Below are 22,801 nucleotides of genomic sequence, written 5' to 3'. Positions count from 1 at the left end.
GCGATCCAGAATCCGTTTATGCGTCTCTCCTCGTCGACTTTGCGTGCCGACTTTCTACACGGAAAGCTTATATAGAACGCATGACTATCGCCAACATGGAAATATTTTCATGAAATAATTATTTTAAGTCATATGTTCACTATCAAGGAAATAAAAATGGCACTTCCTCCGATCAAACCTGGATCTGCGCTTCCGGATACGGTCGACGGGCGTCAGCTTGAGGCCATCATCGCCGAGGGCAAAACCGATCCCGCTGCTGTCCGCACCTTGCGATGCCGCACAGTTGCGCAGGGCCGCCTGCGGCAGCTCAATTACATCCGGGACCTTCCGCCCCAGCCAGTGATGGAAGACGAACCCGAGGGTCTTTTGGGCGAGACCACAGCGCCGAATGCATCGGAAGCCTTACTGGCCGCTTTCGGCTCCTGCCTCTCCATTGGCATCCACGCCAACGCCCTAGCGCAAGGGATCCCGATCCGGACACTCGAACTCAACGTCGAGGCCGACATCAACACTACAGCGGCCTGGGGAACCGGTGACCTCCATCCGAAGACCATCGGGTTCGAGACCATCCGGGTCGCGGTTACGCTGGATGCGGACGCATCGCGAAAAGTGCTCGATGCCCTCGTCAAGCATGCAGTGCTTTGGTCACCGGTCGCGAACATCCTACACAATCCGGTCCACCTCGACGTCTCGCTGCGGATGGCGGCGAAGGCCTGATCCGGTCCCGGATAGGTGAACTCCATACTGGTAGGGGGTACGCCCGCCCTTCTACCGTTCGGCCTCGCCGACGAGGTAACGAACGAGGACCTCGCCGACAGCCCTAACCCCATACGCTGCGATGCCTTCAAGGTGTTTGGGCGGAATTAGCGCCGTGACGACTGCGCCCTTGAGCACTGCTTGGTACTCCTGAATGGCCATGCCCGACTCTGTCGCCTCACGCTCGGCTTCGAGCGCGTAGTCCCGATTCAAGGCCTCGGAAGATTCCGTCATCGCAGCCACGACGTTCGTATCTGTCCCGCGACTTGGTGACATTCCGTTATGGCAGCGTGTAGATGAGCGGATGACCGTCGAGGACGTCTGTGAAGGCGCACGACAGAACGATGCCGGTCAGCAATGCCGTCATCGCGATCGACGGCAGAATTCGCCGCCAAGTCGCGTTGCCGGATGAGCCCATCGATCGGAAGCGGGCCAAATAGCCCGAGAAGGTTCGAGCAGTCGGCTTCGATGCCGATGTAAATCGGGTACCGACCTCGGACTGCGGGCGGCGCCGAGGCCCGTCGGCGCTCATGCCTTCTTGTCTGAGATCGGAACCGTGATTGCGGCGAAAGACTTAGCAGCGTCTTCGGCCGCTCTTATCGACTGACCCGCAATGACGCGGCTGTCTCTGAGTAAGTGTTCCAGATTCTCCCGGACGAGATCGCCGTGGATGGTGCCGAACTCATGGACCGTCTTGGCCTGCAGCAGCCTGTCCATGCCGGCGCGATTGCGCTCCCACTGATCCTGGATCATCTCCATCCAGGTCTTCGACGACTCCTCGAACGCCTTGGTCAGCACCGTCCCGCACTGTTTCATGGCTTCCGCGTGCTGCCGGGACTGGGCTAGCAATCGCACTCCCCCCTCGCCGGAGAAGCCGAAGGTGCGGTTGTAGCGTTCGGTCGCCTCGCCGATACGGCGGACCGCCTGCTCCATGCTGGCTGGGACCGGCCAGATGCCATTTTCAGCCAGCTTGTCGGCGCCGGCCTTTGCCGCTTCCGAAAACTGGTCCGCGCCGCGTTCGTGTTGGGCGCGCGCGCTGTTGCTCTGCGTGGTCATGTTCATCCTGATATCGGTTGGTAGACGGTCGAATTCACGTGCAGGGAAGCCTCACACGTCGGCATGGCCTCGCGGTAATCGTCCAGGATTTCGCTTGCGAGCGCGAGGCGTTCGAGGTCCTCGAGGTCGGTAAGGATGTCGGCGCCCTCGGCGTCGCGCGCCGAGATTAGTCTGACCCCTCCGACGATCGCCTCGAACTCCACCAGGACTTCCCCCTGGGCGTATTGGTCGTGTGGGTCGATTCAGGCGTGACGTGGCATCGGCGTCCCCTGGCATCGTCCCGGATCAAGGCCTCGGTGCTTCGGGCGCGCTCTTAGCGCTCAACCTCGAGAAAGGCCGATGAGCGATAGTGAGCAAGATCGCCGCGCATCGGTTGGACAACGGCAGAGCCGCCTGGAAGCAAAGCCTAACAGGATCCCTGGACGACCGGTCGGACCGTTAACGGTGACCGGCTGTGCATAATCGCAGAGCATACCACGGCGGCGAGCGCGTATCATAAGATGCCAATTAGCATATTGCCTTGGCGTTGATGGCCGAGAGCAATGCGCGCTCCCGTCTTCTGTGGGGGAGCTTCCAGTGCATAAGTACGTCTTCGACGTAAATGATGGCGACTCTTCCGAGTGGGACGACGAAGACTTAGAATGTGAAGGACCTGTCGCGATTGAGCGTCATGCCCGAAGGCTCCTAGCCGAGGCAGGTGCAAGACAGATTGCTCGTGGCAGTGAGGCTCTTCCCGCTACCGTGGTCGTCACTGAGGAGGATGGTGCAATCATCATGAGCGCGCACGGGTGGCTCAATGGGAATGTACGGGTACTCTGGTCGCAGAGGCGGCCACGTGACCGCAGCGTGCGAGCACATGTTCGAGGCATTCTACTGAAGCTCGTCCACGGGATCAGCAAAGCTGAAAAGGCGGAAAACTAGGCCACGATCCCTGTCATCATCCTAATCCGGTCCGCCCGAGGCCAATGAGTGAACCTGAATTACCGAGCCCGGCCAGCACCCGCTGAACCGTGCTTTTTGTGCGCTCAACGCGAACACTTTCCGCGTAACGACAGCGTGCCGTGAACGATGACCTTGCCAGCCTTGTCTTTGACCTCGGCCGTGAATTCGCGCATGCCCCGGCTCGGTAGGTAACTTTAGCGAGATGCTCGCCGGTCTCATCGTTCGCCATGACGCGGATCGCCGCTGTGCCGGGAACGCGGGATGCCATGGCCTCCGCCTTCTTCAGCGCTCCGCTCTCGGTGCGCGCGACTTCCGGGCCGCCCAGCACCAAGCGCTTCTGCTTGATGACGAAGCTCTGGACGACGAACGTGACCTTGATCGCCATGGCTCATCCCCGGTGTTCGCCAGGCTCCGGATTGACCTCACGTCAGATTCTTTCGGGAACCCCGAATGACTGGGTCGGCTCGCAAACAGCAAGGAGACGCCAGTGCTGCCGCCTTCCTCCAAGGAAGCGCCTTGCCTCGATATTTCTTTGATGTTCGCAGCTGGACTCTCTCGCGTGACTACGAGATCGGTTCATAGTGCGACGACCTCGACGCAATCAGAGACCGCGCCAAGCAGGTGCTGGCACAAGCGATCGCGTTGGAGCCGTTTCAGCCGGACAGACCGCATGTCTTCGTCAGTGGTCGAAACGCAGCCAAACACCGCGACATCATGGCAACGATGCTGATCGTTTAGAACACGCTCTGATGGACTATATTTCACGTACAGGAGCTGAAATGCTCGAGCTAACTACAGCATTCGGTTGGATAACGCGTCGAACGCAGCGCGAACGAATTAGGCGCCCCCGCCTTCCCGCGTCGGATTGATCTGATTTAACAGTGATCAATCCCAATCAACAGTAATTCGGCCTATGCGCCTAAGGAATTCTTGTCTGGTTTTGCAGACGAAAAATCACCGGACGATGTCTGCAAGTCAGCGGCCTGTGTTGCCAATACCTGAACTCTGGCATCTCCGGCTATCTGCGCGGCCTCACGATCAGCATACGAAGTTAAACCGTGCTCGGAGTGTCCACCCCCACCGGCAGCTAATATCCAGCGGAAGCGATGTTTATCGAACGGGCAAGGCTCGACGTGGGTCTCGAAAGTCAAAGTCCGTTGCTGGCTCATGTAAGCATCATGCTTTTCGCCTTTGTCGACCCAGTTCGCGTCAATAGAGTTCGAAAGGTTCGCTAGTCACGAGATCTTTGCCCCAAGTGTTTCCTCTTGGATTGGCCCACCAAGCCAACCATTGAAAATAGCATATTGCACAAGCTTAGCTCTACTGTAGATTTCTAGTTTTTCACTTGCTCTTCTTTTATGAGTATCAATAGTATTTGCCGTCACTCCCAGAGTGAGAGCAACTTCTTTATTGGTTAAACCAAGAGATATCATTCGCAATACTACAGTCTCGCGTTCCGATAAAGTAGAAGATGTAATTTTGTTTTTTATTGATCTGTCCTGGGGAGCGCTAGTCGAATTGGCATTTTCTGAGAATGACGGGGTATCATATATTTCACCGCGAGACACAGTCGATATTGCATTGGAATATTCATTCTTTGCTGCACTTCTTGAGATATGACCTTTAACGCCAGATTTGAAAATGCTTGCTACGTAGTGATCCTGGTGGTATTCACTGACAGCGACTATCGAAATATTTGGGGTTTCTATTTTTATTTGATTTAGGGTCGCAAGACCTCTCATTCCAGGTATCGAAAAGTCAAGTATCACTATATCTGGATTAATTTCTAGAATTTTTCCATATGCACCCACATAAGATGCAATCTCTCCCACAATTCGAAAACCATACATCGTATCTATCAGGCACCGTAAGCCTAAGATAAATGAAGGATGCCGGTCAGCAATCAAAACCTTGGTAATATAATCTGCTATTAGATTACTCCTTTATCTCAATTGCCGATTTTATATCGAGGTGTTTTGTGATTGTCAAAATATTTTATCTATCGATTTATCAAATACGGAAAACCAATCAAATAATAATTTGAGGCGGCGAGGATCAGTTTTAGAAATCACGCGAAGTGCGACGCTTCTCTCAATTTTCGGCGCGGTTTTGAGCTACGTGCTGTCAAATTGCTCAATTGTTCGGATTGAGACTGACATAATCGTTCATCTCGAAGGATTTCACACGCCAGCCTGTTGATCACCGTCACCGGGTGAGCTTAGCCTCAGGTTCAAGCGGCCACGGCGGCACATTAGCGCCCGGCGAGGCCTTTCAGCCCGGGCCGCGTTGGGGTTAGCGACATCCGAGTTCAGGTTACGGCTCGTCAACCCTCGTAGCCAGCGAAGGGCCTGCCGTCGAAGCGTTTAAAGAAAATGACATTGGTCGTGTCCGGCGTTGGGAACTCGCTCAAGGCAGCTGCCTTGAGGTTGTGTCGCCTGGTTTTCTCGATGCACCAGTCCATGCGAGAGGATCGGCGGCGTTGAGCGCGTCTCGCCATCCAGGCTACGGGCTTGCGTGTCCTTGACATGGGCCGCCCCGCTAAAAGTGTTGAGAGTTCGCGCCGTTTTTCCGGTCTCTAGCAAGCGTCGAGTCCGGCGTGGTCGTCGACCGAGCGCGGTTGTCGGGCCTATCCTCCTGACAGACTAGGCGCAGTGTCAACACCTCGGAATGAGGACCGTCGCGTACGGTCACGACGACGAGGCCGTCTATGACAAGATTGATCGGGTTAGACGCATAACGAGAAACGATGCTGTAAGCTTCGCGACGGGCGGCCTCTTCACTGAAAAGAACCATTCCGGCTTCATCGCGGGATACCTCTCCGTCATGGATGTCGAAGAAGTAGCGAGGCATGAAGCTGCTCCCCTGAAGGCAGGCGGGAGCACGCGTTGCTCTCAGTCATCAGCGCCAAGTCGTTGCCAATGATAGCTTAGCATAACCGCAGTCAGTAGATTTAATACAACGTATGATCGGTTTTTGACTTAGGCTGCGACAGACCTCATTATGACTGATTGTCTCCGACGAGAGCGGCACAGCGATCAACCGCTTTGTCGCAAGACAACAGCCGTGGCTGCGCCAGGACGAAGCGGTGAAAGCTGTTCTTGGGATTGTTGTCACACAAAGGTGCCGCCATTCGTTGCGGAAGGTGGGGCAGCGAGCTTACCCGCAAAAAATCGACGTCTCTGCAAAACCTTGGCCTTCAGGCGCAAATTTATGTCAAGCGCCTGTCATATATTGCCACCGCGACAACCCCTCATATGTTCGGTTTGATACCCTCATCGGGACGGGGTGATTGGATGTTAGACTCCGAGGATGCAAACACGGAAGCCGCTAAGCATTGCCAAGCAGCTTTAGATAAGCTCGGCGCGCATGCCAGCTTTCGTGTTCGGCTCCTGCTGGAGATGGTACTCATTTAGCTACAGGCGGACGCCAAAGCTCCTCCACCGAGCAAACCAAGCGAACTTTCAGCAGATAGCGACTAACCTCGTAGTGCGCTGTCAGATCGCGCATCATCTGTCTTACATCCTCGGCCTCGAACCTTGAACGTCCGCTTTCCTCGATTGACGCCTGAAAGCAGACCGGCTGAAAACCACCCTGATCAGCCACGCTGCTTCCGGCCCAACCCGGTCCTACACGCTCGGCCCCACGGTTCCCGAAAGCGGACGTAGGTTCCGTCTCTAATCCGGCGGCATCGCACCCCTATTCGCCGGCCATTCATTCGGTCGGCAAATGCATGTTATCCGAAAATAGGCTCTACGCACCTCGCCGCAGATGGACGAAATAACCCTCCATCGAGGATTTGATTTCCCGCCAGGGAATTCAACTGGAGTGCGTGGACATGGTTGACGTCAATGGGCCCCATTACTTCGTGGCATTCCAGACCCCAGGACCCAATTGGGTGAATGGCGTCAAATACAACGAGCAGCCTGAGTTCGAAAAGCACGTCGGTTACATGACCGAGCTACAGGATAGGGGCCTGACCGTGCTGAGCGGGCCGTTCATGGAGCAAGCCGGTGGCCTCAACGGCGTGCTGGCCGACGGCGGCATGACGATCTTCAGGGCCACCGATTTCGAAGAAGCCGTCCGGATCGGCACGGACGATCCCACCGTGAAGTCGGGCATGCTGAATGTCGACGTGAAGATGTTCTGGGTGCCGTTCCACGAGTGACGGGACGGGACGCCAACGCGTCCCATCATTACCGAAATTCCCACAACCGAGCTGTCTGGCATTGCTGGGCAACGGAAGGAGGACAGCATGAGTGTCCATCCGATCCTCGCTGCCTCTCGGCGTGACGCCATCCTGCAATCGCTGGCGGTAATCGCCGCGGCCTCGATTGCCGTCCCGGGCACGGCATTGGCAGCATCGCCGGTCGATCAGGCGCCGTCCAAAGGCAGATTTCGTGAGCGGTACGTGCAGCGGGCCGGGCACCGGATCTACGTCCGCGACTATCCCGGCGAGGGGCCAGCCTATGTGATGGTGCACGGCTTCCCGGACAATTGCCGCATCTACGCAGACATTGCCTCACGACTTTCGGCGGCTGGCCGACGTGTCGTGGCGTTCGACTTCCTGGGCTTCGGTGCCTCCGACAAACCCGACGGGTTTTCCTACAGCTTTGAACAACAACTGGCTGACCTGACGGCAGTCGTCGACGACCTCGGACCGATCAAGGTCATTCCGGTCGGGCACGACGCCGGCGGCCCAGCCGCCATCAATTACGCGGTCACGAACCGGTCTCGGGTCGCGTCACTTGTCCTGTTCAACTGCTACTACGCGAACTCGCCGGTCCTGGCGTTCCCAGACTTCATCGAGCTGTGCTGCAATCCGAAAACCCGGTTGCTGGCCGTCGCGATGATGACCGACCCCAAGCAGGCGGCCTACCTGTTCCAGTTCCAACAGGAGCCGATCAGGGCGCACCTCACGCCGGAGATGCGGGAACGCTTCGACACCGTACTCCAGCCGATCATCGCCGAGAATTTCTCGATGTCGCCAAGCTCGATGCCGGCGATGCTGGCGATGACCGGAAACGCCTACGAGAACCTGGCGGCGAACGACCTTCGGCTTCCGGTCCTCGGAAGCTTCGACAAGCCCTTGAAGCTCATCTGGGGCAGTTGGGACCGGTATCTCAACATCGCGGTCGCCAAAGACCTCGCCGCGCACTTCCCAAACGCGAGCCTCACCGCGCTCGAAGCTGAACATTGGCCCCAGTTCGACCAGCCCGACCAAGTCGTGCGGACCCTGCTGGCCTCCTGACCGGCCGCCGAAGGCTGCCTAGGCGGCCGGATCACCAACACAACCAATTTCCGAAGGATCAAGACATGAAGCGTCTCGAAGGCAAGATCGCCGTCGTAACCGGCGGCAGTAGCGGCATGGGTCGAGCGACGGCCAAGCAATTCGTGGCGGAAGGCGCTACGGTGATCACCACGGGCCGCCGCCAAGACCGGCTCGACGAGACCGTCGCCGAGATCGGCGGCTCCATTGAGGGCTTTGTCAGCGACATTGCGGACCTCGGCGATCTCGAACGCCTCCGGGCTCACATCGCAGACCGGCATGGCCGCATCGACGTCATCTTCGCGAATGCCGGCGGCGGCACGCTTGGTGCGTTCGGCACGATCTCGGAGGCGGATTTCGACCGCAGTGTTACGACCAACTTGAAGGGCACATTCTTCACGGTGCAGACGCTGCTGCCGCTGGTGGTTGATGGGGGATCGATCATCTTGAACGGCTCCATTGCCGCGAGCCTCGGCATGCCGGCCTTCACCGTCTACTCTGCAACCAAGGCAGCGATCCGGTCCTTCGCCCGCACCTGGACGACTGACCTCAGCGCCCGCCGCATCCGCGTGAATACGCTTGCTCCCGGAACCATCCTGACGCCGATCCTGTCCGAGCAGGCCGGCCTGAGTGACGAGCAGGTTGAGGGCTTCCTCGAAAAGTTCGCTGCCGAGACGCCGCTTGGGCGCAATGGTGATCCGAGCGAGATCGCTTCGGTCGCTACCTTCCTCGCATCGTCAGAAAGCAGCTTCATCACTGGCATCGAGCTGCAGGTCGACGGAGGCTACGCCCAAGTCTGAGGATGGCCGACCGCTCCCTAACAGGCTAGGCTTGGAGACTGTCATGGCGGGGAGCGAGGGCGTGAGCGATCGGTTCCAGGCCCTCCGGCTGTTCGTCGAGATTGCCAGGACCGGCAGCTTCTCGAAAGGCGCGAAGGCGATGAGGCTTTCCCAGCCCACTGCCTCTCGGATCATCGCCTTGCTCGAGGAGCAGTTGGGTACGGTCCTGTTCTCGCGTTCGACGCGAGCCCTGACCCTTACTGATCCCGGCTCCGCGTACCTTGCGCGCGTCCAATCGATCCTGGCGTCCCTCGAAGAGGCGGACGATGCCGTTCGTGGATCCGACGACATGCGCGGGACGCTGAGAGTCGCGGTGTCGTCGATCTTCGCATCTCGGATCATCGTCCCAAGGCTCAAGTCTTTCGTTGCCCGACACCCGAACCTTCAGATTGAGCTGACCATCGACGATCGAAGGCAAGACATGATCCTCGAGGGAATCGACGTCGCGATCCGCTTCGGCAAGCTTCCTGATTCAACCATCATTGCACGCCTGATCGGACGCTGGCCGCTCGTCGTTGCAGCCGCACCCTCTTATCTCGATGTCCGCGGCATCCCTGGGACGCCCGACGCACTTGCGGACCACACATTCGTGATCGCCGGGCCGGTGGCAGGTAGGGAGTTGCTGTTTCGGCAAGGCGACCGAGAGGTCAAAGTGCAGCCGAAGGGCCAGGTCGCGATCGATGGAGCCGAGGTTGCGGTGAGCGCGGTGCGCGCCGGGGTCGGTATCGCTGTCGCCAGCCTGCCTTCCTTCAGCGAGGATTTGGATACTGGGAACCTTGTGCAGGTGCTATCGGATTGGAAGCTCGCAGAAATCGAGGCGCATGCATTGTTTGGCAACGGACCGGCCCCTAAGCCTGCCGCCCGAGCCTTCGTCGACCATCTCGTGGAACAACTACATTCGTTCTGACTGCATCCGCGATCGAAACCTGCATCTATCGCTGTCGTCGAACGGTCTTTGCCAGGGCAGCGTTGCAGTCGAGCCGGCGACAGCTTTTTCTGCCTCTCGTCTGAAAGCGGTTCGTCAGCTTTCGGCCAAACGTCGAACGTCCGCTTCTTTGTCTTGTCTGCCCGAAAGCGGACGAGCAGAAATTCACCCGAATGAGCCGCGCAGAGCCCCGTCGATGCTTCCCGAAAGGGGCCTTTCGTCGGCCCTCCGGCAGCTGCGGCTAGGGGTGGTGAGCCGAACTCGGCTTATTGCCTGGAAACGGACGTTCCACCTTCGACCCTCTAGCCTCTCGTCTAGGATCAGCGGCCGAGCACGACCCTTAGTTTGTTGGCGAGCTCGTCTCGTTGGTAGGGCTTACTGAGCAGCGGCAGGTCAGGCGGCAGGCCCTGTTCGTCCAGAGCCGTGCCGGTGTAGCCGGATGTCAGTAGTACCCGCAGTTCCGGCCGCAATCGGCGCGCTTCGACGGAAAGCTGCACCCCGTTCATTCCGCCCGGCATCACCACGTCCGAGAACAGTATGTCGATGCGCTCGGGACCGCCCAGCCGGTCCAGCGCCTCAGAGGCGCGGGTGGCGGTCAACGCCCGGTAGCCGAGCTCGCCTAGGCTCTCGACGGCCATATCCAGTACGGCCGGCTCGTCTTCCACAACTAGGACGACCTCACCAGCGGCCGCACGGCGTAGCGGAAGCGGTCCTTCCGGTCGGCCCTCCATCACCTTCTCGACCGAACGCGGCAGGTATAGCTCGATGCTCGTACCCTGGTTCGGCGCACTCTTGATTTGGGCGTGGCCACCGGCTTGACGCACGAAGCCGTAGACCTGGCTGAGCCCAAGCCCTGTGCCACGCCCGACGTCCTTGGTAGTAAAGAACGGCTCAAAGGCACGGGCCAACGTCGCGGCGTCCATGCCGTGGCCCGTATCCGAGACCGCCACGAGAACATAGGCCCCGGGCAACAGGTCCGGCCGCTCGGCAAGTTCGCCGACGTCGAGATGCGCATTGCAGGTCTTAACAGTCAGCGAACCGCCGCCGGGCATCGCGTCGCGGGCGTTCACGGCGAGGTTCAAAACCGCGCTCTCGAACTGACCTGGGTCGAGCCGGACTGGATCGAGGCTCGCATCCAATTCGAGGCGCACCTCGATGGTCTCGCCAAGCGCGCGGCGGAGGAGGGCCTGGAAATCGTGGAGCAGACGGTTGGGGTTGACCGTCTCCGGCCGTAGCACCTGCCGACGCGAGAAGGCCAAGAGCTTCTCAGTCACCTCTGCACCACGCTTGGCAGCTTGCAAGCCCGAACTCGCCAGGCGCTCCACCCGCCTCTCGTCGCCCGGACGGCGCACGATCATGTCGAGGTTGCCGACGATGATCGTGAGCAAGTTGTTGAAGTCGTGCGCCACCCCGCCCGTGAGCTGGCCAATGGCCTCCATCTTCTGCGCTTGGTTGAGACGCTCCTCGGCGTCGTGCTGGCGCGTCGTGTCCATGACGACGCCCGCCATCGCCCGCACGCGACCGGCCCCATCCAGATACGCCTTGCCACGCAGCGCGATCCACCGGATGGCGCCGTCGTCGGCGCGTTTGATACGACACCGAAGGTCGACCCTCTCTGTGGCTAACACCCCATCCAAAGCCGCTCGGACCTCGGCGCGGTCTTCGGGGATGACGTGTCCGAGAAGCGACTCGACGCCCCATTCCGCGACCGGCTCCTCGTAGCCGAAGATCGCGTCGTGACGAGGCGTTCTCCGCGAGGTGCCCGTGCGCAGGTCAAGTTCCCAATCGCCCATCTCGGCCGCGTCGAGCGCCAGCGCCAGGTTATCTCGCGCAAGCTGCAGTTCCGCCCGCCGTGCTTCGCGCTCGTGGGCTGCGGCCTCAGCTCTCGCGTAGAGGAAATCCACCTCACGCAAGTACACCGCGAGCAGTACGACGCCGGCGACGAGCGCCTCCAGGCGTCCGGCGAACCAGCCAACGGTGCCGCGGGCTGCCGCCGGTAGCGTGACGAGGTTGTCGAACACGAGAAGCAGCAGCGCGACGGCCAGCCAGAGTTGCAGCACGGTGCGAAGCCGGGTCGTCCAGCACAACACCGCAAGGGCGGCGATTGTTAGTGCCACCACCGTGGGTCCAACCCCCGAGGTTGTGGTCAGCCAATAATCGTCGCCCTCGACGGTTTTCGGCAGCAGGTGCACGTAGCGGGTCGCCGCGGCGCCTGCGAGCGCGACGGCAACAGCGACCGCCGCGGAAACAAGCCAGCCGACCAGGGCGACGCGACGCGCCGGCACGAGGCGGCCGCGCCCGTCACCTTCCATGATCGCGTACGGTAGCGCGAAGAGCGGCGGCCCCACGTGCCAGAAGGTCCAGAGCCAGGTTGTGGTGTCGGGTCCCGAACCGAGCAGGCGCCCCTGCGAAAGAACGTTGGGAAACGACAGAAGCTGCAGGAATACGATCAGCGTGACGTACAAGCTGCCGGCCCCGAGCACGAGGAGCGGCACGGATCGGGTACGGCGGTACTGGGCGAGGAACAGGAAAGTGGTCACGCCATAGACCACCGTAAGCGCCGATTGGTAGACGGGCACGAAGCCCGGCATCGGCGAGATCGGCCGGCTCACCACGGGTAAGAGTGTGAGCGTTGCCGCTCCAAACGCGATGCTGAGGAGGGCGGCCAGAAGTCGCTGAACTTTGCCAGCTCGGGCCGTGGCAAAGGTAGAGAGGGCAGAATCCGCGATCGACTTTTGCATCGTGGACTCCGTGACGAAGCGCGATGCCCGACCAGATCGGTAGGTAAGTCGCTTTCACGGCAATTCTAACACGACCCCGCTTCTGGCACTACGCAACGCGGATCTTCCTACCATCTGCAACGGGTCGGGAGCGGCTGGGACAGGCACGTCCGCTTCAACGGGTCTACCGCCCGAGAGCAGACCGTCTTGATACCACCCTGGTCGGGAGGTTCGGGGGGGTACCATCCGTCAGGTTTTCACCACTAGCCCATCGTCGTTCTCGCTATGGGAACCTGGATATCCGTTGCCGCAGTTGTCTGGGCGATCGGACGAGGGGTGCATTGGTGGTAGCCGAACTAGAGACCGCGAAACCGCAGAAATGGTCTGACTACCACTACTCCGCAGGCGACCTGAAAGAGATGGTCGAACGGAGACTGATCATGCAGGCCGCCGGCATCCGCTCACAGGTCGTCAGCATCGATCTGTATGTGGAGGCGTTGAGGGCGCTGGCGAGAGAGAGGAAGCGGTGACCCTCTACTGGCAGCACACATGGCCCGAGGAGGGCCCCGACTTCGTCCTCCGCCGCGAGCGTGAAGGCGAGGACGAGCACATCGGCCGGATCATGCTTCATCGGCCCGTCGGCGCGAACGCCGACTATTGGATGTGGACCCTGACATCGCGTGCCGGCGCAGTCGGGATCAATAAGCCGGCCTTCGACATGTCTGGTTCCCTAGCAACGCAACGGGAGGCGCGGGAGGCTCTGGTCGCGGCGTGGCGAAAGGAAGAGGCGTTCCGCATCGTGGCCCAGCAGCATCCAGCCTTCTCAACGCTCGCTCCTTACGCCCGCGACTTCATCGTCAACGGACAACCGCCGGGGGCGAAGTGGGAGCGGTGATCCTCACCAAGCGGCAGCTCAACGCGCTGCTTTCGATCAAGCTAAACCCCCGCGGTCTGCACAAAGGATCGAGTGCGGTCACGATGCCGGCGCTCGTCGAAGTCGGCCTCGTGGAAGAGCGACCGAAGTACCGCCGGCGGCCAGGTGAGACCGCTTGGTTTCTGACGATAGCAGGGCTGAAGGCATTGGCGAATGCGGAGCCGAGCGAGGTGCGGTCGCCGGATCGGCATTGAGGCTTCTGCGGTCACACATCCGGGGAGCGGCTTTTGGTATGGTTTGCTAACCTGAGTGCGAAAGTTCAGGCAGCAGCGGAGTGTATTACTAAATCAGCCGCCCGCCTACCTCGATTAGCTTCATCGAAATATCTTCAAATTATAGCAAGATGTTTATGTGCTAGAAACAGACTGATCTTTTCTTCGTACCGAATGCTAATTTTTGACTTGCAGTGCTTGCACGAATAAGATGACAGCGTTTTAAAGGATTTGCCGAGTTTTTTATTGCTTTTCCTACATGACGGGCACGTGTGCGCCATCAGCACATCGTTCAATGATGGTGAGAGGGGCATATTGTCAAATACCTTCAATCCAACATTATACTAAATATTAATGCATTAAAATAATCAAGGGGTATACCGCTAATTCAATCAAAATGAGTAATCTCAAATCTCCGACTGCCTTTCCCTGGCGCTGCGTGAGTTTGAGACTGTCAACTGCACGGGTGGCGGCCACACCTCCTTTGCCCAGCTTGCCAGACACGCAACCGAAGGCGGCACAAAAAGCCCGCCGCGGCGAACCGGGCGGGCTGAAGGGGGCTTCTCGACTAGGCCGATACGGATAAGGCTTCGTCGCAGCGAGATATGGCATCCATCGGCTAACACGACGTAACCGACCCAGACGCAACAAAGCCCGCCATGAACTAGGAGGATCACGGGCGGGCTCTGAGGCCGGGCGGAGCAGAAGCGCCGCTTTATCGAGGCCGTGCGTGAAGCTGGCGCGAGCGAAAACGAGGAAGAATTCCGTGCCAACCTGCGCATGATTGTGAAGCCAAGGAAGGTTTAAGCGCTTGGCCGCGCAGGCGAGCGCATTGTCAGCGGATCGCCACGAGAGACTGGGCTATTTGTGATTTGCATGTCAATTTGAAAGAGCACCTGGCCACGTTCGTCCGTGACATCGATCCGCCAGTCGTAAGCTTTTATGAGATCGCCTGCGTAATCACCCATCAGGTTGGCAGCAAGTAACACGGCTTCGCGTTTAGCTGCGTCGAGGTCTGCCTTCACCGTTCCGTCAACGTCTTCTCGGCCTTTGCCGTCACGCACATGGAAAAAGTATCGGGGCATGAGTGCATCGCTGAAGCCGAGCGGGAGCGCACACGTCTCTCAGTCGCAGGCGCCCGAAGCTCTGCCGGCGATCACTGGCCCTTACCAAATGTCGGAAATCCAACATATAACATAGGATGGGTATACCGTTTACCGTCACAAACGTGACAATTATTAAAGTTGCAGCAACCAGTTGAAACGGAGCGCATCGATAGCAGATTTTCTCTGTCAAATCGGCGACTTGGCGAGGCGCGGAATGTCCAAGCGTAATGCTGATGTTGTGGCGCGGTACGAGGACGCATGCGGTTATGAAGGATTCGGGTCGAAGCGCTCAATGAAGCGCAGCCCGTCCCACAGCTCAGCCGCCAATCCGTTCGCCATCCGCATGGCCACGATCTTGGCGGCCTCGTCATTGAGAACTGGTATCGGCGTCAATGCCTGGACGTTCTCCTCGGCGTCGAGAAGCATGACCCGGTAACTTGGTGACTTGGAACCGTCTCCACCCGGTATGCCGCTATGCGGAACATCGGACATGAGGCAACTCCTTCGGCATCGGCACGAGCGCGTCTGTTTGCGGCGCTCTGAGGGGAAGCCGAATTTTATCCGCGGCCACTCAAAGGCTCAAGATGGGACGCTTCGAGGTGTCCCGTGATTGGCCCTAGCAACCCCGTCGTATGGGTATGTGAAGTGCTATACCGCCGCCTTAGACGACCAGAGCCTTAAGGCAGGTGCCGCCTCAGAAGACTTCCTTCTTTAGCTTACCGCCTCGGACGGCTGGCGAGGCGGTCACGTGAAAGTCGAGCCGGAATAGGATTAGCCCAGTAGAATCTGAGACCTCCAGCAGCCAATCCTCGTCGACGGCTATGCGCTCTGGCTCTTCTGCAAGAATGCGTCCGACGATCGAAATCGCGTGCAGTCGAGCCGTGCTCCAATCTGATAGATCAACGCCCTTATGATCCATGATGGTTTGTCCATCCTGGACGTTGAAAAAGAAACGCGGCATGCGCCGGCCTCCGTGTTCATGGAGGCAAGAGCATCGCGCCCTCACTCGCAGGTATGCCGGACCTGATCCCCGCGATTGCGGACGTTGCTAACGAGCGACGCGAGATCCGTCCCTAACCTGTGATGGATTATTTGAGCGCTTACCGTTTGCCGCGCCTGTATGTGTCAACGATATAATCGCCCTCCTTTTGCCAGAGAGTAGACCAGCCAGTTTCCGCAAAGCGTCGAATGTCAGCTTGTTGAATTTGGCGCCCAAAAGCAGACTGGCCGGTTTCCACCCGACACGATCATCACCGGTCTGTCACTGGCTCGGGCCGCGCTCGTGTCGTATGTCGCCTTGCAAAAAATCGAACCGATGATGGAATAACCTCAATCGACTGGCGTCTCCTCCTCGCTGCCCAATGAATGCACGCAGCGAAGCAAGGAATGGAAAGCGCCATGTCTGAGCGTTCGATCATTAATGTCTTGCGTATTCTCGCTGTCGCAGCAAGCATGAGCTTGCCTGCACTCTCCGTTGCCAAGGCCGACACTGGCGAAGGCGATTCTGCTCTTCGAGCCGCGCTTCATGATCCTCAGCTCATCGAGCAACAGCGCGGAAGCAGCGCGGACCAGTATCTCATCGGTGATCCGTCCCTCGGCTATGCCAAGCGGCAGCGCGCCAATCGACCGGCCTCGGCCTACACGAGGTATCGTCCGTGAGCCCTCGGGCGAATTTGATGCGGGGCCGACGGAATAATCGCCGAAAGGCGGCGTCTGGCCTCGCATGAAGAGGCGCAGTTCGATGGTATCCCGGGAGCGCATGGCGCTTGGGACCGAGTGTGGAGACGCGCGATGCAGCAGATGATGCTCCTCGTGACGCCGCTGATCCCGGCCCTCCGGCGCTACGCCGTATCACTGCTGCGAGATCGGTCGGATGCCGACGACCTGGTTCAGGATACGCTGGAGCTGGCCATCACCCGTTGGCACCAGCGCTGGGACGACGGCAGCGTGAGGTCGTGGCTCTTCGCTATCGTGCACAACCTCGCCATCAGCCGTCTCCGGCAGCGCCGCCGGCGCGGTGGCTCGCACCTGCCGATCGACGATGCCCAGGAGGCGGTCCTCGCCATGCCCCCTCGTCAGGAGGCCGGCCTTCAGCACCGCGATCTAGTTCGGGCGATCGACGCCCTGCCAGAGGATCAGCGCAGCGTGCTGCTCCTCGTGACCGTGGAAGGCCTCTCCTACGCCGAGACGGCAGAGGTGCTCGGCATTCCCACCGGTACCGTGATGTCGCGCCTGTCCCGGGCGCGGGATCGGATGATCCAGCTCATGGACGGCGAGGCCGTGGCCCAGCGCCCGGTCCTGAGGAGGCTGAAATGAACAAGCGTCCCATCAGCGAGAACGATCTTCAGGCCTTCGTCGACGATCGCCTGGATCCGGATCGCCGCGCCGAGGTCGAGACCTACCTCGCCGAGAATCCGCAGGCACGGACCCGCGTTGGTCGGTTGATGGCGCTCGGCAGCGACCTGCGCGCCGCCTTCGCTCCGATTGCGGCCGAGCCGGTGCCCCCGCAGCTCGATCTCGCCCGTCTCGTCGCCGCACGGCGACGGCCGCGCGTGCCGGCGTGGCAGGCAATGGCGGCGGCTCTTCTCATGACCGTCGGCGGCCTCGGCGGCTGGGTCGCCAGGGGCTCCATGCAGGAGGGGACGTCGGGCATCTCCGCTCTCGCGCAGGAGGCCAAGGCGAACTACGTCGTCTATGCGCCCGACCGCTCCCGTCCCATCGAACTCGCCGCGACCGATCGCGACGAGATCGCGCATTGGTTTTCCGACAGGCTGAAACGACCGATCGGCGTGCCCGATCTCAGCGAGGCAGGCTACCACCTGCTCGGTGGCCGCCTCGTCGCCACCGCCCACGGCCCGGCGGGCATGCTGATGTATGACGACAAGCAGGGAACGCGCGTGGTCATGCTGATCCGGTCCTACAGCGACGGCGGCGACGTGCCGATGGTGGATCACATCTACGGCTCCATTGCCGGCTGCGCCTGGGTCCAGAAGGGACTGGGCTACAGCCTCGTCGCCGCGGCCGATCCGGAAGTGCTGCATCCCCTGGTCCGGGAAATCCGGCGACGGGAAGCCGGCGCTACCTGACCGCCTGGCGGCGGCCCCTTTCCGCAAGCCAGGCCGAGCCTCTCACCACGCTACCCCGGCGTGCGCCTGACCGCGCGCGACCGCGGCCCCGTGCGCGCTCGCCACCTCCTCCGAAACCTCAAGAAGGACTGACACCATGTCCAACCTGCTGGCCACAATCCTCGAGCGCCGCGCGGTACTCGTTCACTTGGCGCCCGTGTCGCTGCGCCTCATCGTCGGATACGGCTTCCTGGCCCACGGCGTTGCGAAGGCCGCTCGCGGCTATGACGCCTTTCCGGCCATCGTGCAGGCCATGGGGCTCCCCATGCCCCATCTCCTCGGCTGGCTGACCATTCTGGTCGAGATTGGCGGTGGACTGGCGGTCCTGCTCGGCGCCCTGGTCCCGCTTGCCAGCATTCCGATGGCGATCGTACTGCTCGTCGCCATCTTCACCGTGCACCTCCCTTACGGGTTCAGTTCGATCAAGCTCCAGGCCGTGACCGCAGCCGGAGCGACCTTCGGCCAGCCCGGCTACGAGACCGATCTGCTCTATCTCGCCGGCCTCGCAGCTCTGGTCATGGGAGGAGCAGGGCCGTTTTCCGTCGACGGCTACGTCCGGCATCGCATCAGGGCCGCTCGTTCCTCCTGACGGCGCGGGTGGGGAAGCAGAGAGCGATTGCCGAGCGGCTGGAGAGCGTCAGTTCTGGAGCGAGCAGGCCAACCCTGCACCATGGCCAGCTCCTGCCTGACTTCGAATGTCCGCTTGTTGACGCTGGCGCCCGAAAGCAGACCGGCAAGAATCCACCCTGAGCGGCCCTCCTGCTTCCGACCCAACCTCGCCGTACACGAGCGACCGCCTGTTCCCCGAAAGCGGACGTCCCTTCTGCCGCTTCAGCGGCAGCGGTGCGCCCATATCAGTCGTTCCGCGGCGTCGGTGGCGATCCGCGACACCGCCGCGTCGTCCATCGCCGGACCGGCGACGTCGGCGTGGAAGATGCAGGTCAGGCGGGTGAAGCGGCCGATCGGCGGAGCTCGAAGCGGGAACGCTGAACCCGTCCCTTTTGGCGTAGAGGACCGGATCCGAAGGCATAGGGGGGGCCCGCCGGTTGATCGAGGGCCCGCGACCTTCATTATGGGGACCGATCATGGGAGCGTGGGGCTGGCGTGAAAATCTTCATCATCGGGGGGACGCACTCGTCGCTGGCAGACGATGCGCGGGCGGGACCGCCGGGCTCGTTCGCGTCCACGGCCCGTTGCATCGGGGCATCTGTAGCCTGATGGAGTCACGTGCTCGTCACCTGCAGCCCGTTCCCCGAGTCAGCCGACCTTGAGGCGCAGGTCGGATTCGCCGGTGCCTTCGACGGGGATCCTCCGCCGCATTCAGTGATGCACTACCCCGACGATGCGGGCATCGACGCGACGGTTTCCTCCGCGCTTGACGAGACCGGACTGCGTCGGGTCACCCAGCGGTTCCGGCATCCGGCCATGACCGACGCAGCGGGTGCCTTGGACCTACCCTATTCCTGGCTACTGTCCCAGTTGGCGGCGCTCGACCGTAGCCATGGGGTCATCGCGTTGGGCGGGAACGTCAGCGGCACGGCGCATCTACTCCTCCACCTGGCCGACGCGCCTCGCATGCCGGTCCTCCCGAGCGGGCCGCTAGCGTTTTCAAGCCGGGCGGACGAAATCGGGGCGATAGCGGCCAGTGCGAACCATCGTCGGGCGCCTACCGATCGAAGGATGCCCGCCGATCAGAGTTCGACGCCAAGGCTCGTCAGGAAGCCATCCATCCGCGTGTCGACCTCCGCCTTCGTCTCGGCCCATGTCCGCTAACAATCAACACGGACCACTCCATGGGGGACGCTCAAGGTCGGGCCGGAACAACTCGAAGTCGACGATAGCGCTCAGCTGCTCCAGCGCGTCACCCTTGGCCGATAGGTCCTTTAAGCGCTCGTCGACGTCGAAAAACCATGGATGACCGCGCATCCCAGCGCTTTACCAGAGCCCGAAGCCAGCACACCATGAACAGCCTCAAACCGCGAGGCCTTTGGAGTATCCAGCTTTTTTACGGAACCCCGCGTCAAAAACGATGCAGGCATATCTGTTAACTTTTCGTTAACCATAACAATGATCGTTTCATTTGACACAATTTCAATACAGCGCTTTTATCAAGCTGCTGTTTGCCGACCCCGTGCTGATTCGGCTCATTCAGAAGGCCTGATGTGAGGCCTTTGCTGTCAGTCTAGATCTTATTTTTGAACGTCCCTCCGTGGACGGTCTCGATGCTCTAGCTCGCGCTGGCCGAATTGCCGTGCGAAAGGCACACATTTGGTGTGCATTTACATCCTGAATTCGCAAAGGTGAAACTCAAATGCATTACGGCCATGATTACTTTCGAGTGAGCAATAAGACATATGATGAAATACGCCACTTCAAGGACATATACCAAAGATTCTATCATAGGATGAAAGAGTTAGAATTTTCTGGGCTCCGAGTGCCTGCAGATGTCCATGGACAAGAATACTTTCTAAGAGAAATTGTTGCCCAAGCTTTTGATGCAATACTAGTCGATGAGATCAATAGAGAACGTCGTGAAACATTCCAATTTATAGAAATAATACCGGAAATGGTGCTTGCTAGGATCGATCACATTCATCCTGATGCAATTATCCATGACTGGAGTATTACAGATAAATGGTGCAAAATAAACAATGACCAGTCTGAAATGACAACAGACTATGCGCAAAGATCTCTAGACGAAATCATGCGGGGTGTTTACAAAAAAATTCATGATAGATTGTCAGATCATCGCAGTTTGGGCGATTTTTACAATAACGTTCCAAGTCTGTTCTGAATTAATCTCAAGATTGACCTAGATTCAAATCGCGCAAGGGAGCGCTTACGAAAATATAAGTAGTAAACATCGGCTAAAATAAACCGAATGCGGCGCTAGACACTAGCCAATCCTGCCGCAGAAGCTGAGAGGCAGCTGCGGCGTTTTTGCGAGTAATGCATGTCATCAAATCAGACAACATAACCAACCTACAGCTCAACAGGTCATCATTTAACGTCGCCGACCATCATAACGGCAGCTACATCGGACTATCCGAAATTAGGCTTTTCGAAAAAAGAGACACCCCTTCAGATCTGAGCGACATCCAGCACAAATATAGTACCTATTTGGAACAGACAAAATTCCGGCTCGATACGCTTGTAGAGGCCTGCTGTGGTTTTGGCGGCGACCGGCACCCCTTCGTTAGACACAAAGAACAACTTATCGCTGATCTCAGCGCTTCCTACGCGCTGTTTCACTTCGTGCAATCGAATCCTGAAATATTGCCGATGCTTCGTGATCACGAGGTACTTGAAAATAGAGCTCGCGAGATTCCCAAGTCGCAGATCGCGCTGCTATGTGTTCACTGCATAATGATCCCGGAAACCGACGACGAGCAGAAGTTGTGCTCGGATTGGACGATCTGGCTTGAGCAAGCCGACCACAACAAAATTTTTCCGGATAAGTTTGTTGCCTGGGCGATGGATCAGAAGTTTCACCTCTGCCGAGATGAGGTGCGCGCTCGTCGTCGCCACGCAAAGACTTTCGATGGACGATCGCCAATAGTCAAAGAGCTTAAAGTGCAACTCAGCATTCGAGAGACCAAGGGCGGCGTCAGCGTTATGCTGAACCGGCAGGAATTCAGCATCTCCAAGAATGTGTTCGATGAGGTGCTCTCGATGATCGAGCGGGTTGCGTCCGAGGGACTACTCAATTCCGACGGCAACAGCGCCGCGGCATCACGGCCCGTCCTAAAAATTTTCTCGGACGGTTCTTGATGTCCATACGCTACCGCTCAGAATGTCATTTGCCCGCGCGCCCGTGCCTGCGGTTGGTGTGCGACGATCCCCATCGTCCCGCTCAGCGTGTGCAGGCTCGTGTCCTGGGTGCCTTGCTGCAGCGTGGCAGCGGCTACGGCGACGATGGTCCGAGTTGGGTCGAGGGCAAGCAAAAGCGCCCGCCTCCTCGCCCGCGCGACGTTAAACTGACAGCGCGTAAGCTTGCTAAGCGCCTCCGCAACAACGCGAAGGACGATCCGGAATTGCTGCGATTGGCGGCGCTCCTTCGGGGTTGCCAGCGCCACCGTCGATGTCAGCATCCGGCTTGTCCCCAATGTAGCCGTGCGCTTCAGCGGCTGCTCGTTCAAAGCATCTATCGCTTCCTGCGAGCCTATCCGACGCTCGGGCCCTGGCGGGTGCTGTCGGTCATTGTGCCAGCGACCCCAGGCAGCCAGACGATCGATTTCGGGGACCGCTGGGACGAGTTTGCGGCTCTCTTGCGTCAGGCCGGCCTCACCCGGGGTCTGTTCGGTCTCGATCTGAGCTTCAACGAGGATGATCGACGAGCGCTGCCGGCGTCCCAACGCTTCGATCCGTACCCTTGCGTGCACCTGTACGGGCTCGCGCCAGCGGCAGAGGTCGAGGCGGCGGTGCCGGTGCTGAAGCAGCTTGTGCCAGCGACGGACGCGGTTTGCCGCCCGGTCCGCACGGCCCGCTTCGATGGTGACCTGGCAGCGGTCGCCTACACCTTCAAGCGAAACTTCACCCGGCGCCAGACCATCCTGAAGAACGATCGGCGCCGAGCCACTCCCGTGCGCGACACTCGCGATCGTCCCCTCACGGTTGAGCAAGAGATCCGGACGGTGCGGGCACTCGATCGCATCGGTCTGACCGGCCGGATCATGCTGCTCGGCTTGAGCCTGGAGGCGATTGCCCCGCGCTGCTCCGGCCGCTGCAAGCCCCGAACCTAAAGGAGGAGCCCGCACGAGATGCCGGGGTCACGCAACCCCTTCGATCCAAGGCAGCCCGAAGGAGTCTCATCAACCGCAACTCGTCCTAACCCCATGGCACCAACTCTCGTCGAGAGGCTGTGCCACGCAGTACGAAAAGGAGAGCCGCCGTGGAGTCAGAACCCGCGCCATCCCACCA

The 22,801-nt window shown here is 59.6% G+C and carries 26 protein-coding genes and 2 pseudogenes; 16 read left to right on the top strand and 12 right to left on the bottom strand.

All coding sequences use genetic code 11. The annotated features are described in order from the left end of the window. The first annotated feature begins 156 nt into the window (after positions 1-156). Entirely contained in the window at positions 157-717 is a 561-nt protein-coding gene (locus GGR33_RS15665) for an OsmC family protein (RefSeq protein WP_183506975.1), read from the top strand. 51 nt (positions 718-768) lie between these two features. On the opposite strand, the gene GGR33_RS15660 is transcribed toward GGR33_RS15665, so the two are convergent. From GGR33_RS15660 to GGR33_RS15650, 3 genes are all read right to left on the bottom strand, one after another. Further along, complete coding sequence (locus GGR33_RS15660) at positions 769-999, bottom strand: hypothetical protein (RefSeq protein WP_183506794.1); 231 nt, start codon at positions 997-999, stop codon at positions 769-771. A gap of 285 nt (positions 1,000-1,284) precedes the next feature. Beyond that, a complete protein-coding gene (locus GGR33_RS15655; RefSeq protein ID WP_183506792.1) occupies positions 1,285-1,818 on the bottom strand; it encodes a phasin family protein in 534 nt (177 codons plus the stop codon). Beyond that, positions 1,815-2,015, bottom strand: a complete 201-nt coding sequence (locus tag GGR33_RS15650; protein ID WP_183506790.1) for a hypothetical protein — start codon at positions 2,013-2,015, stop codon at positions 1,815-1,817. The genes GGR33_RS15655 and GGR33_RS15650 overlap by 4 nt, the downstream gene beginning before the upstream one ends. Before the next feature lie 358 nt (positions 2,016-2,373). On the opposite strand from GGR33_RS15650, the gene GGR33_RS26570 reads away from it, so the two are divergent. Beyond that, the gene (locus GGR33_RS26570) at positions 2,374-2,733 is read left to right on the top strand and encodes a DUF6894 family protein (protein ID WP_425488787.1); all 360 of its coding nucleotides are present in this window, start codon (positions 2,374-2,376) and stop codon (positions 2,731-2,733) included. Between the two features lie 226 nt (positions 2,734-2,959). Here GGR33_RS26570 and GGR33_RS26565 read toward each other — a convergent pair. From GGR33_RS26565 to GGR33_RS15630, 4 genes and pseudogenes are all read right to left on the bottom strand, one after another. Next, positions 2,960-3,139, bottom strand: a pseudogene (locus GGR33_RS26565) (hypothetical protein); the annotation flags it as partial. Positions 3,140-3,989: 850 nt separating this feature from the next. Beyond that, positions 3,990-4,661, bottom strand: coding sequence for a response regulator (locus GGR33_RS15640; protein WP_183506788.1), 672 nt, complete (start codon positions 4,659-4,661; stop codon positions 3,990-3,992). Positions 4,662-5,292: 631 nt separating this feature from the next. Then, positions 5,293-5,604 (bottom strand): DUF6894 family protein, encoded by a 312-nt coding sequence (locus tag GGR33_RS15635; protein WP_183506786.1) that lies wholly within the window; start codon positions 5,602-5,604, stop codon positions 5,293-5,295. A gap of 555 nt (positions 5,605-6,159) precedes the next feature. Continuing rightward, entirely contained in the window at positions 6,160-6,357 is a 198-nt protein-coding gene (locus GGR33_RS15630; RefSeq protein WP_183506784.1) for a hypothetical protein, read from the bottom strand. Between the two features lie 232 nt (positions 6,358-6,589). Here GGR33_RS15630 and GGR33_RS15625 point away from each other — a divergent pair, with 232 nt between their 5' ends. The 4 genes from GGR33_RS15625 (at position 6,590) to GGR33_RS15610 (ending at position 9,766) form a co-directional block, all read left to right on the top strand. Continuing rightward, on the top strand, positions 6,590-6,919 hold the full coding sequence (locus GGR33_RS15625) for a YciI family protein (RefSeq protein ID WP_183506782.1): 330 nt from the start codon (positions 6,590-6,592) through the stop codon (positions 6,917-6,919). Between the two features lie 186 nt (positions 6,920-7,105). After that, entirely contained in the window at positions 7,106-8,002 is an 897-nt protein-coding gene (locus GGR33_RS15620; protein WP_183506780.1) for an alpha/beta fold hydrolase, read from the top strand. A gap of 65 nt (positions 8,003-8,067) precedes the next feature. Then, positions 8,068-8,820: an SDR family oxidoreductase gene (locus tag GGR33_RS15615; protein ID WP_183506778.1), complete on the top strand. Its 753-nt coding sequence runs from the start codon at positions 8,068-8,070 to the stop codon at positions 8,818-8,820. Positions 8,821-8,863: 43 nt separating this feature from the next. After that, complete coding sequence (locus GGR33_RS15610) at positions 8,864-9,766, top strand: LysR family transcriptional regulator (RefSeq protein WP_183506776.1); 903 nt, start codon at positions 8,864-8,866, stop codon at positions 9,764-9,766. Between the two features lie 338 nt (positions 9,767-10,104). On the opposite strand, the gene GGR33_RS15605 is transcribed toward GGR33_RS15610, so the two are convergent. Then, on the bottom strand, positions 10,105-12,525 hold the full coding sequence (locus tag GGR33_RS15605; protein WP_183506774.1) for an MASE4 domain-containing protein: 2,421 nt from the start codon (positions 12,523-12,525) through the stop codon (positions 10,105-10,107). A 320-nt stretch (positions 12,526-12,845) separates the two neighbouring features. Between GGR33_RS15605 and GGR33_RS15600 the strand changes: the two genes are divergently transcribed. Genes GGR33_RS15600 through GGR33_RS15590 form a run of 3 tightly spaced genes read left to right on the top strand, consistent with a single transcriptional unit; the run spans position 12,846 to position 13,632 of the window. Next, positions 12,846-13,034: a hypothetical protein gene (locus GGR33_RS15600; RefSeq protein WP_183506772.1), complete on the top strand. Its 189-nt coding sequence runs from the start codon at positions 12,846-12,848 to the stop codon at positions 13,032-13,034. Next, positions 13,031-13,399 carry a hypothetical protein gene (locus GGR33_RS15595; protein ID WP_183506770.1) on the top strand — a complete coding sequence of 123 codons (369 nt, stop codon included), beginning with the start codon at positions 13,031-13,033 and terminating at the stop codon, positions 13,397-13,399. The genes GGR33_RS15600 and GGR33_RS15595 overlap by 4 nt, the downstream gene beginning before the upstream one ends. Continuing rightward, entirely contained in the window at positions 13,396-13,632 is a 237-nt protein-coding gene (locus tag GGR33_RS15590) for a hypothetical protein (RefSeq protein WP_183506768.1), read from the top strand. The genes GGR33_RS15595 and GGR33_RS15590 overlap by 4 nt, the downstream gene beginning before the upstream one ends. Before the next feature lie 821 nt (positions 13,633-14,453). Here GGR33_RS15590 and GGR33_RS15585 read toward each other — a convergent pair. The 3 genes from GGR33_RS15585 to GGR33_RS15575 all read right to left on the bottom strand — a co-directional run bounded on the left by GGR33_RS15585 (position 14,454) and on the right by GGR33_RS15575 (position 15,717). Next, entirely contained in the window at positions 14,454-14,735 is a 282-nt protein-coding gene (locus GGR33_RS15585; RefSeq protein WP_210302026.1) for a DUF6894 family protein, read from the bottom strand. 285 nt (positions 14,736-15,020) lie between these two features. Further along, a complete protein-coding gene (locus GGR33_RS15580; protein ID WP_183506764.1) occupies positions 15,021-15,248 on the bottom strand; it encodes a hypothetical protein in 228 nt (75 codons plus the stop codon). Positions 15,249-15,450: 202 nt separating this feature from the next. Further along, positions 15,451-15,717 (bottom strand): DUF6894 family protein, encoded by a 267-nt coding sequence (locus GGR33_RS15575; protein WP_183506762.1) that lies wholly within the window; start codon positions 15,715-15,717, stop codon positions 15,451-15,453. A 437-nt stretch (positions 15,718-16,154) separates the two neighbouring features. Between GGR33_RS15575 and GGR33_RS15570 the strand changes: the two genes are divergently transcribed. The 4 genes from GGR33_RS15570 (at position 16,155) to GGR33_RS15555 (ending at position 18,470) form a co-directional block, all read left to right on the top strand. Beyond that, complete coding sequence (locus GGR33_RS15570) at positions 16,155-16,415, top strand: hypothetical protein (RefSeq protein WP_183506760.1); 261 nt, start codon at positions 16,155-16,157, stop codon at positions 16,413-16,415. A 132-nt stretch (positions 16,416-16,547) separates the two neighbouring features. Next, positions 16,548-17,072 carry an RNA polymerase sigma factor gene (locus tag GGR33_RS15565; RefSeq protein WP_183506758.1) on the top strand — a complete coding sequence of 175 codons (525 nt, stop codon included), beginning with the start codon at positions 16,548-16,550 and terminating at the stop codon, positions 17,070-17,072. Further along, complete coding sequence (locus tag GGR33_RS15560; protein ID WP_183506756.1) at positions 17,069-17,842, top strand: anti-sigma factor family protein; 774 nt, start codon at positions 17,069-17,071, stop codon at positions 17,840-17,842. Before GGR33_RS15565 ends, GGR33_RS15560 begins: the two co-directional genes overlap by 4 nt. 136 nt (positions 17,843-17,978) lie before the next feature. Then, positions 17,979-18,470, top strand: a complete 492-nt coding sequence (locus tag GGR33_RS15555; protein ID WP_183506754.1) for a DoxX family protein — start codon at positions 17,979-17,981, stop codon at positions 18,468-18,470. A 1,211-nt stretch (positions 18,471-19,681) separates the two neighbouring features. Here the strand turns inward: GGR33_RS15555 and GGR33_RS15550 are convergent. Next, positions 19,682-19,807, bottom strand: a pseudogene (locus GGR33_RS15550) (IS5/IS1182 family transposase); the annotation flags it as partial. Positions 19,808-20,285: 478 nt separating this feature from the next. On the opposite strand from GGR33_RS15550, the gene GGR33_RS15545 reads away from it, so the two are divergent. From GGR33_RS15545 to GGR33_RS15535, 3 genes are all read left to right on the top strand, one after another. Continuing rightward, the gene (locus GGR33_RS15545) at positions 20,286-20,675 is read left to right on the top strand and encodes a hypothetical protein (RefSeq protein WP_183506752.1); all 390 of its coding nucleotides are present in this window, start codon (positions 20,286-20,288) and stop codon (positions 20,673-20,675) included. Positions 20,676-20,830: 155 nt separating this feature from the next. Next, complete coding sequence (locus GGR33_RS15540) at positions 20,831-21,652, top strand: hypothetical protein (RefSeq protein WP_183506750.1); 822 nt, start codon at positions 20,831-20,833, stop codon at positions 21,650-21,652. Further along, positions 21,652-22,623 carry a hypothetical protein gene (locus GGR33_RS15535; protein ID WP_183506748.1) on the top strand — a complete coding sequence of 324 codons (972 nt, stop codon included), beginning with the start codon at positions 21,652-21,654 and terminating at the stop codon, positions 22,621-22,623. The genes GGR33_RS15540 and GGR33_RS15535 overlap by 1 nt, the downstream gene beginning before the upstream one ends. Positions 22,624-22,801: the final 178 nt, after the last annotated feature.

This window comes from Methylobacterium brachythecii (assembly GCF_014196345.1).
GTDB classification, from domain to species: Bacteria; Pseudomonadota; Alphaproteobacteria; order Rhizobiales; family Beijerinckiaceae; genus Methylobacterium; species Methylobacterium brachythecii.
This window is presented reverse-complemented; position numbering and strand designations above follow the sequence as displayed.